Consider the following 11,241-nt stretch of genomic DNA (forward strand, 5'->3'; position numbering starts at 1 on the left):
CCCTAAATTTAATTAAATTTTTTCAAAATATACTATATTTTAAATTTATATTTGATTTTCTTAATTTTTTATTAAAATTCTCACTTTTACTTATATTGATACACTAGGAGCAGTGTTATAAATTTTATATAAAGTTATCCACTTAACACACATTATCCACAATATTATATACATTATATTATGTCTTTATTAACATAACTAACATTATCCACAAGTATATTTTTTCATTTACTCACTTACTTTTATTTAAGAATTTAGAATTGTAATTATATTATTACTTTTAAATTTTTTACTGAATATTTTAATAAATAAATTTCTTAACTAGAAAAATGAAAGAAGAGCATAAAAGTTATACTTTTATGCTCTTCTTTAGACTTACATTAAACTACTCTTTTCTTAGGAATGACAACTGGATTTTCTCTTAAACCTTTTACTTCTTCACTATCATCAATTAATGTTCCCTTATCAGTAATTGCATGATTCATCATTACATTACTTCCTATAACTGTATTTTGAAGAATTACACAATTTTCTATTACACTACCTTTTCCAATATAAACATTTCTTCCTATAACACAATTCTTAACTTCACCTTCAATATAAGAACCATTTGCAATTATAGAGTTGCTTACATTACTTGTAGTAGTATATTGCGTTGGACAAGCATCCTTTGGCTTTGTATAAATTGGGAAATGACTATAGAATAATTCCTTATTTACTTTTTCATTTAAGAAATCCATATTTGCATTAAAATATGCATTTATTGAATTTATACAAGCTAAATATCCTTTAAATTCATATGCTCCAACTTTTAATTTATCTATATTTCCATTAATGTAGTTCTTAATCTTCTTATATCTTCCGCCTCTAATGCATTCGTATATCATGTCTATAAAAAGATCAGTCTTCATTATATACATTTCCATATTTATATTAGCACTGTTTTTTAATCCAACATTTTCGCCAACTCCAATAACTCTTGAATTTTCATCAAGGTTTAATACTTGGCAATCTATAAAATTATCTTCTACATGTTTAACATTTTTGTAAACAGTAGTTACATCATTTCCTTGCTCAATATGATATTTAATTAATTCGTTATAGTCTAAGTTACAAACCATATATGACGAACAAATTAATGTATATTCTTTTTTACTATGATCAAAATAATCAATATTATCTAAAAAATTATGAACATCATCATGTACAGGATCTTCATCACTAAAATTAAATACCTTTAATCCATCTTTTTTACGATATATATCCCATGGCTTTCCATTTGTTAAATGATCCATTAATGATCTTGATTTATTTTTTGTAAAAATACCTATTGCTTCAATTCCTGAATTAGTCATATTGGATAAAATAAAATCTACTACTCTGTATCTACCTGCTATAGGCAAAGACGCTAACGGTCTATGTCTTGTCAGCTCCGTTGTTTTTTGTTCATTTTCATCTAAATTAATTATACCAATACAGTTATTCATCTTCTCATCTCCTCTTCTATCTTAAACTTCCATTGCTTCTATTACACTACCGCTTTTAATATCTTCTTTAGATGCTATAACAGATATTTTTTCACCATTTCCTATTTTACAATCTTTTCTTATTTTTGCTTCTCCACCGATTATGGCTTTATTAATAACTACATTATCACCTATCTTAGCATCTGTCATAATTACAGAATCCTTAATAACAGTATTCTTACCAACATACACACCTTCAAATAATACTGAATTTTCTACCGTACCATGAACTGTGCATCCCTCAACAACTAATGAATTTTTAACATTAGCATCTTTTCCTATATACTGAGCCGGTCTTACAGGACTTACAGAATAAATCTTCCAATCATCTTCATAAAGATTTAATCCACTTTCTCTTTTTAATAAGTCCATATTTGCTTCCCAAAGGCTACTAATTGTACCTACATCCTTCCAATATCCTTTGAATGGATATGCAACTAATTTTCTACCTTCGTCTAACATTTTAGGAATTATGTTCTTCCCAAAATCATTGCTTGATTCTTTATCCTTCTCATCTTCTTTTAAAGCTTGTCTTAAGACTTTCCAGTTAAATATATAAACTCCCATTGAAGCCATGTTACTTTTTGGGTTAGCTGGCTTTTCTTCAAATTCATATATTGATAAATCATCATTAGTATTCATTATTCCAAATCTACAAGCCTCTTCCATAGGAACTTCTATTACAGCAATTGTTGCTTCAGCATTTTTTTCCTTATGGAATTGAAGCATTTTATCATAGTCCATCTTATATATATGGTCTCCTGATAAAATTAATACATATTCTGGATCATATCTATCAACAAATTCAATATTTTGATAAATGGCATTAGCTGTTCCCTTATACCAGTTACCTCCCTTTTCTTCTTGATATGGTGGTAATATACTTACTCCTCCATCTCTTCTGTCTAAATCCCATGGAGTACCTATTCCAATATGCGCATTTAATTCTAAAGGTTTATATTGTGTTAAAACTCCAACAGAATAAATTCCTGAATTTGAGCAATTACTTAATGGAAAATCTATTATTCTATACTTTCCTCCATAAGGTACTGCTGGCTTAGCTAATTTTTTTGTTAATACACCTAATCTTGATCCTTGTCCGCCTGCTAATATCATAGCAACCATTTCTTTTTTTCTCACTATTATCCCCATCCCCTCTTAATTTAATATGCCGCAATAAACTTATTACACTATTAAATTACATTTTCTTATTTATGTTAAATTTATTATTTTGGCTATATAATATTATTATTTAATGCATTTATATTAATTAATCTATTACTAAACAGCTTTTTTAAAAGCATTTAAAATTAAAATCTATATTAAACTTTGTAAAATTTACTCATTATTTAAAAATTATGGAATAGTTCTTTTTAATAAGGCACTTTATTTATAGAAAAGTGCCTTATTTTTTCTATAAAATCTTTAAAATTTTATATTCATGAGATTTTAACTCTATCTCAATTTGACTATTTTTTACTTCATACCTTTTATCATTACTCATTAAATCAATAACGGTATTTCCATCATTAACATCATATAATGAAATATTCTCTTTCTTTTCCATAGTATTAACTACAACCACTATCTTTTCATTTCCTATTAGCCTTTCATATCCTAAAACTTCGTTATTAAAATCTAAGAACTTTATTTCTCCGCTCTTCAATGCCTCTTCACTAGCCCTGATATTAGATATCTTAGTATAGAAATTTAAGATATCCTTGTTTTCCTTTCCCCAAGGATATGCCTTTCTATTATATGGATCTTTACCTCCAGTCAGACCAGCTTCATCTCCATAATATATTAGTGGAACACCTGGCAATGTCATTTGAATAACTACTGCTAATTTTAATAAGCTAATATTATTATTTAAAATAGTTAATACTCTTTCAGTATCATGATTTCCTAAAATATTCATAGTTGAATAAAAATATTCCTTTGGATAGTTTTCCTTAAGAGACATATATTTTTTAATAAAATATCTATTTCCAATATAATTTCTAACTAAATCTAAAATTATTTGTCTTAAAGGATAGTTTGTAACTGAATCTAGTTCACTTCCAAATAAATATTCTCTTCTTCTATTATAACTGTATTTATTAGATGCATCCTCCCATACCTCGCCGATCAATACCCCTTCAGCTTTTACTTCTTTAAGCTTTTTCTTTAAAATTTTAATAAATTCATCCGGTAATTCATCGGCAACATCTAATCTCCACCCACTTGCTCCAAGCTTTAACCATTTTTCTATTATTGAATTATTATTTCTAATTATATAATCTAAATAACTTGGATTTAATTCATCAACATTAGGCATGTTAGAAAATCCCCACCATGCTTCATATAACTTTGGATAATCATTAAATCTATACCATCGGTAATATGGTGACTCCAAAGATTGATAGGCTCCTAAAGAATCATAATTCCCAAACTTATTAAAATACTTACTATCACTTCCCGTATGACTAAAAACCCCATCTAATATGATTCTCATTCCTAAATCTTCAGCTTCACTACATAGTTCCTTAAATATTTCTTCATCTCCAAACATTGGATCTATTTTTTCATAATCTCCAGTATCATATTTATGACAGCTTGGTGAATCAAATATTGGATTAAGATATATTGTACTTACTCCTAATGATTTTATATACTTTAATTTTTTCTTTACGCCTAAAAGATTTCCACCATAGAAATCCCATCTAACTATATTTCCTTGTTCATCTTTTATATACATTGGATCATCATCCCATTTTCCATATATAAAAGTATTTTTTTTAGGATTTAATACTTTTCCTTCTTTATTCCCATTGAAAAACCTATCTACAAATATCTGATATATAATCCCTTTCTTATACCAGTTAGGAACTTTCTCATTAGAGTATATAGTTATTTGATAACTTTTAGGATCATTAAAGTACGTTTGTCCTTCTCCACCTAAAGATTCTATATTATTGCCATATAAAATATTTCTACCACAATAATTTACCCTAAAATAGTAATATATCAATCCAAAGCAGTTGCTAGTATCTATTTCATTTTCATAAACCCAACTATTTACGTATCCATTCCATCCTATTTCATTCATTTGAACTTCTACTTGATTATTATAAAAATTAATCAAATTAATATAAACTGAACACTTTTTACTAGTCCATATTCTAATTCGCACTTTAGTTCCTATAGTAACTGCTCCAAATGGATTTCTTAACTGAATATTATGCGAATCATGGAAAATTTGTATATCATCCAAATTCACATTCCTCCTATAAATTTTTATATATTACAGTAGATCCCCATATACCAGTTGCATATTCCTGAATAGTTCTATCTGATGAAAAGATACCTGAATGTGCTATATTAACACCACACATCCTTTGCCATTTTTCTTTATTCATATAAAGTTTATTAACCTTATCTTGTGCTGCTAAATAAGCATCAAAATCTTTCAATACAAAGAACTCATCATTATATGTTAATAAATTCTCATATATTGTTCTAAATCTATCTTTATCACTACAATATTTACCATTAATTAAATCGTTAGTTACTCTTTGTAATCTTGGATCATTGTTACAAACATCCCATGATGAGTATCCACCTTGTTTATGATAATTTAGTACCTCTTCAGCATTTAATCCGAAAATAACAATATTATCTTCTCCAACCTCATCTTTAATTTCTATATTAGCTCCATCTAAAGTTGCTATTGTAATAGCACCATTCATCATAAACTTCATATTAGATGTACCAGAAGCCTCCTTAGTAGTAGTTGATATTTGTTCACTTAAATCTGTTGCTGGTATTATTTTCTCTGCTAAAGATACTTGATAGTTTTCAAGCATTACTACTTTAATTTTATCATTTACTCGTGGATCATTATTTACAGTTTCAGCTACTCTGCATATTAATTCAATTATATTCTTTGCTAAATAATATCCTGGTGCTGCCTTTCCTGCAAATATAAAAGTTCTTGGTATTATATCTAAATTAGGATTTTCAATTAATTTATTGTAAAGATCCATTATTCTTAAACAATTTAATGTTTGTCTTTTATATGCATGTATTCTTTTAATTTGAACATCAAAAATTGAATTAGTATCAATAACTATTCCATTTGATTTATAAATTTCTTGTGCTAATCTTTCCTTATTATCTTTCTTTATCTGTCCAAGCTTTTCTAATACGCCTGGATCATCTAAATAATTTTTAAAGTTTTCTAAATCAGTAGGATGTTTTATAAAGCTATCTCCAATTGTATCTACCAAAAGCTTAGTTAATTTAGGATTAGATCTTATTAACCATCTTCTATGTGTAATACCATTTGTTTTATTATTAAATTTAGATGGATATAAATAATAGAAATCTGACATTTCTCTCTTTTTTAATATTTCGGTATGAAGCTTTGCAACTCCATTTACACTATGGCTACCTACTATGGCTAAATTAGCCATCCTTACATATCCATCTCCTATAATAGCCATTCTTGATATCTTATCCCATTGCCCTAAATACTTATTCCATAATTCTTCACAGTATCTTCTGTTTATTTCTTCTATAATCATATAAATTCTTGGCAGTAAACTCTTAAACATATCTACTGGCCACTTTTCTAAAGCCTCAGCCAAAATTGTATGATTAGTATACGAAATAGTATTTTGAGTTATTCTCCAAGCATTTTCCCATGATAGCCCTTCCTCATCTAATAATATTCTCATTAACTCAGGAATTGCCAATGTTGGATGAGTATCATTAATATGAATTGCTATTTTCTCATCTAATAATTTTATATCTCCCTTATGCTTCTTATAATGTCTTACTATACTTTGTATTCCTGCTGAGACAAAGAAGTATTGTTGTTTTAACCTAAGCATCTTTCCTTCATAGAAAGAATCTTCAGGATATAAAACTAATGAAATTGCCTCTACTGAATTTTTATATGAAATTGCCTTTAAAAAATCACCTCTGCTAAAAGATGAAAAATCAAATTCATTTGATACTGGCTCTGCACTCCATAATCTTAAGGTATTTACAACCTCATTTTCATATCCAACTATAGGAGTATCATAAGGTACTGCCAATACAGGCTCATAATTAACATGTGTAAAAGTAAGTTTTCCATTAACGTAATCGGAAATTATACTTCCACCAAACTTAACAATTTCAGCTTTATCTTGCTTTTTTATCTCCCATACATTACCTTCTCTTAACCAGTTATCAGATGCTTCTACTTGTTGACAATCCACAATTTTTTGCTCAAAAAATCCATATTTATATCTTATTCCACAACCATGTCCAGCAATATTTAAAGATGCCATTGAATCTAAGAAACAAGCTGCTAATCTTCCAAGTCCTCCATTTCCTAAGCCTTGGTCGTGTTCTAAATTTTCAATTTCTTCTAAGTCAATATCTAATTCGCTTAAGGCTTCTCTGCAGATATCCCTTATTCCCAAATTTAAAAGAAAATCACCTAATAGCCTTCCTAATAAGAATTCCATTGAGAAATAGTATACTTGTTTTTCTCCAGTTTGATTGTATCTATTATTAGTATCCATCCAAGTACTAATTACATAGTCCCTAACCAAACTCCCCAATGCTTCATATTTTTGTTGATTATTTCCTTCTTTTAATTCCTTTCCGTGTAATTGAACGAATTTATTGTTATAATCTCTTTTAAATGAATTCTTATCAATTGATAGCATATATCTACCTCCTAATAGCTTGTATCCATTAAGGTCTCTTGACTACATCTTCATATAACAATTTATATTGCATAGCTGATTTTTCCCAACTGTTATCTGAATCCATAGCTTGTCTGATTATGTTATTCCAAGCATCTTTATCGTCGTAGATTGTTAATGCATATTCTATTATTTGCATTAATTCATTTGAATTAAAGTTTTTAAATCCAAAGCCATTACCTATTCCAGTGTACTTATTATAAGGAGAAATTGTATCTTTTAATCCTCCTGTTTCTCTTACAATTGGTATTGAACCATATCTTAAAGCAATTAATTGTCCTAATCCACAAGGCTCAAATAATGAAGGCATTAAGAACATATCTGTTGCAGCATATATTTTATGAGCTAATGAATTATCAAATTTTATATTTGCTGAAACTTTATCTGGATACCTATATTGTAGATTCTTAAATGTTTCTTCATACCAGTAATCTCCTGTTCCTAGAACAACAAATTGTATATCTTTTTGAAGAAGCCTATCAATTATGCTTACTATTAAGTCACATCCCTTTTGATGAGTTAATCTAGATATTAAACCAATCATAGGAGTCTCTGCCCTTTGTGGTAATCCTAGTTCTTTTTGAAGAGATAACTTATTTTCAACCTTATCTGATATTGAATCCCAAGTAAAATTCTTAAATATAAGATTATCCTTCTCAGGATCAAATTCTTCATAATCTATCCCATTTACTATTCCCTTTAAGAAATCACTTTTACATCTTAGTAATCCATCAAGCCCTTCTCCATATTGTTGTGTCTTTATTTCTTCTGCATAAGTATTACTTACAGTAGTAATTTGATCAGAATAATTTATTCCGCCTTTTAAAAAGCTAACTGATCCATTTAATTCAACACTACCATTAGTTAACGGCATATAGTCATATCCAAATAGCTCAGGTAAAACATTAGGTACAAAGCTACCCTTAAACAATAAATTATGAATTGAAAATACAGTTTTCATATTTGAGTAAAACTCGTTATTTTTATACTCTAAATTTAATAGTACTGGTACCATACCTGTTTGCCAATCATTACAATTGATTATATCCGGCTTCCAATCTATTTCTTTAATAAATTCTAAAACTGCTCTATTAAAAAATGCAAACCTTTCGCCATCATCATAATATCCATATAACCCATCTCTATTAAAGTAATATTCATTATCTATGAAATAATATACAACATCTTTATATTTATATTGAAAAACACCACAATACTGATTTCTCCATCCTACAGGAACTGTAAACCACTTTATAAATTGTAAATTTTGCTTTAGTTCATCCTTTATATTCTTATACTTTGGTATTACTACCCTAGCTTCTACACCTAGTTCAGTTAAGGATTGAGGTAATGCTCCCATTACATCTCCTAAACCACCAGTCTTAATAAACGGATGCGCTTCTGATGCTGCAAACAATACTTTCATCTATTCACACTCCCTATTTAGATTTATTATTCATAACTTTTAAAACAATAGCTGCCATTGGTGGAACTTTTATTTTCACAGAATATGGTTGATTGTTATAAGGAATTTCTTCTGCTAACAATACATCATCAATAACTTGTCCTGATCCTCCGTATATTTCGTTATCTGTATTAAAATCTTCCACATACTCTCCTAATTTTGGAACCCCTATTCTGAAATCATATCTAACTACAGGTGTATAATTGCACACAAATACCAAAGATTCATTATTCTTTTTATCGTGTCTAATAAAAGAGAATATGCTTTCATCACAATTATCTGCATCAATCCATTCATATCCCTCTGGTTCATAATCATTCTCCCATAATGCTTTATTGTCTTTATAATAATGATTCATATCTTTAAAGAATAATTGTGTCTTTTTATGCATATCGTTCTCTTCAGTTAAGTTCCATTGTAACTCTTCATACTCATGCCATTCTGTAAATTGACCATATTCTGAACCCATGAACATTAACTTTTTCCCTGGATGTCCCATCATATGAGCTAAGTAAAGTCTAAGCCCAGCAAACTTATTCCAGTAGTCTCCCCACATCTTATTAACTAAAGAACCTTTACCATGTACAACTTCATCATGAGATATAGATAAAATAAAATTCTCTGAGTAATTATAGGCCATAGAAAAAGTCATCTTATTATGATGATATTTTCTATACAACGGGTCTTCCTTAATATATGTTAAAGTATCATTCATCCATCCCATATTCCACTTAAAATTAAATCCTAATCCACCATCTTCAACAGGCTTTGATATTTTAGGCCATGCTGTAGACTCTTCTGCAACTGTCATTACAGTTGGAAATTCTTTGTGAATCGCAGTATTATACTCTTTTATAAATTGCATAGCTTCTAAATTTCCATTCTCACCATAAATATTAGGATGCCATTCATCATTTTCCCTACCATAGCTAAGATAAAGCATATTTGATACTGCATCATTTCTAATACCATCTATATGAAATTCTCTTATCCAAAAGAATAAATTAGAAATTAAAAAACTCTTAACTTCAGGTTTTCCTAAATCAAAATTAAAAGTTCCCCAGCCCTTATTATCTCTTTTCCACTCTTCATCATATTCATAAGTTGGAGTTCCATCAAACATATATAATCCATGAGCATCTTTACAAAAATGACTTGGTACCCAATCTAATATTACTCCAATACCAGCTTTATGAAGTTCATCAACTAAATATTTGAAATCATTCGCTGATCCATATCTGCTAGTAACTGAATAATAACCTACACCTTGATATCCCCAAGATGCATCTAATGGATGCTCAATAATCGGTAAAATTTCTACATGTGTGTAGCCCATGTCTGTTAAGTACTTTGGCAACTCTGCAGCAATTTCTTTATATGTTAAAAATTCTTTGTTTTTAGTTTTCCATGATCCTAAATGCATTTCATAGATATTTATTGGACTCTCATACATATTAAATCTTTTTCTTTTCATCATCCAACTTCTATCATTCCATTTATATTTATCTGCTTCACTAACAATTGATGCAGTATCAGGCCTTTTTTCTGATTGAAATGCATATGGATCAGCTTTTAAATTATAGTGTCCATATATATTTTCTATTGCATATTTGTATTTCTCTCCTGCATTTATTCCCTCTATAAATATACTCCATAAGCCTTCATCTGATACCTTTTCCATTTTATATTCATCTTTTATTTCAAAATCTGAAAAATCTCCTACTACATATACCTTCTTTGCTCTTGGAGCCCAAGTTGTAAATCTTACCCCTTTTTTTCTTTTTTCTGAAACATGATGTGCACCCATAAAGCCATATGCTTCATAATGTTTTCCTTCATGAAATAAATTAATGTTTTCAGGTGTTAACTCACATTTCACCTTTTTTCTTGTAGACTTACTTACTTTATCATTATCTAAACTTTTACTATTTATTTTTTTATTAACTGTTCTAACATCTTCGATTGTCTTCTTAGTACCACTTTTCTTAACAGCTGCTCCATTTTCTCCTCTCATGTAAATCCTCCCTCATATTTATACTGACGTAAATTACTTTTATATCAAATCTTATCCTTTATTTTATAATTCTACCATCAAGCATTTATACTCTTCAACTTCTTTTAAGCGACATTTAATCTAATAAATCCACTTATAACTTTATATATAACTGTTTTTATTGTTGCTTTTTGTTGTTTTTAGGGTGTTATTTTCTCTTTTTTGTCTATTTTTTAGGAAATATTGCATTATTTTTTATCTTTAATTTGATACTATATTATTTAAAGTTATATGCTCTTATAATATTTTTTATTATATTTTTCTATAATATTTTTAAATCTTGTATTTTCAAAAGAAATTTTCACTAAGCTTATTCCATCTAATAACATTTACGAAAATTAATTTCAATCTTTCAATTAATTTTTGATAAATTAGCAGAAAAATATATAACCTCTCTTTTGTCATGACGTTTTTACATTCTAATTAATATTCAAGTAGAATCTTGCTTTATCACTT

6 protein-coding genes are annotated in these 11,241 nt (G+C 28.4%); all 6 read right to left on the reverse strand.

The annotated features are described in order from the left end of the window. Window positions 1-380: 380 nt before the first annotated feature. A complete protein-coding gene (gene glgD / locus TY07_RS16165; protein WP_042402599.1) occupies window positions 381-1,487 on the reverse strand; it encodes a glucose-1-phosphate adenylyltransferase subunit GlgD in 1,107 nt (368 codons plus the stop codon). A gap of 21 nt (window positions 1,488-1,508) precedes the next feature. Next, window positions 1,509-2,666 carry a glucose-1-phosphate adenylyltransferase gene (locus TY07_RS16170; protein WP_042402602.1) on the reverse strand — a complete coding sequence of 386 codons (1,158 nt, stop codon included), beginning with the start codon at window positions 2,664-2,666 and terminating at the stop codon, window positions 1,509-1,511. A gap of 274 nt (window positions 2,667-2,940) precedes the next feature. Beyond that, entirely contained in the window at window positions 2,941-4,779 is a 1,839-nt protein-coding gene (locus TY07_RS16175; protein ID WP_042402604.1) for a glycoside hydrolase family 13 protein, read from the reverse strand. A 13-nt stretch (window positions 4,780-4,792) separates the two neighbouring features. Further along, window positions 4,793-7,228, reverse strand: coding sequence for a glycogen/starch/alpha-glucan phosphorylase (locus tag TY07_RS16180; RefSeq protein ID WP_042402608.1), 2,436 nt, complete (start codon window positions 7,226-7,228; stop codon window positions 4,793-4,795). Between the two features lie 28 nt (window positions 7,229-7,256). Then, window positions 7,257-8,693, reverse strand: coding sequence for a glycogen synthase GlgA (gene glgA, locus TY07_RS16185; RefSeq protein ID WP_042402614.1), 1,437 nt, complete (start codon window positions 8,691-8,693; stop codon window positions 7,257-7,259). A 13-nt stretch (window positions 8,694-8,706) separates the two neighbouring features. Continuing rightward, entirely contained in the window at window positions 8,707-10,746 is a 2,040-nt protein-coding gene (gene glgB / locus TY07_RS16190) for a 1,4-alpha-glucan branching protein GlgB (protein ID WP_074431770.1), read from the reverse strand. Window positions 10,747-11,241 lie beyond the last annotated feature (495 nt).

Source organism: Clostridium saudiense (assembly GCF_000577815.1).
Taxonomy (GTDB): Bacteria; Bacillota; Clostridia; order Clostridiales; family Clostridiaceae; genus Clostridium; species Clostridium saudiense.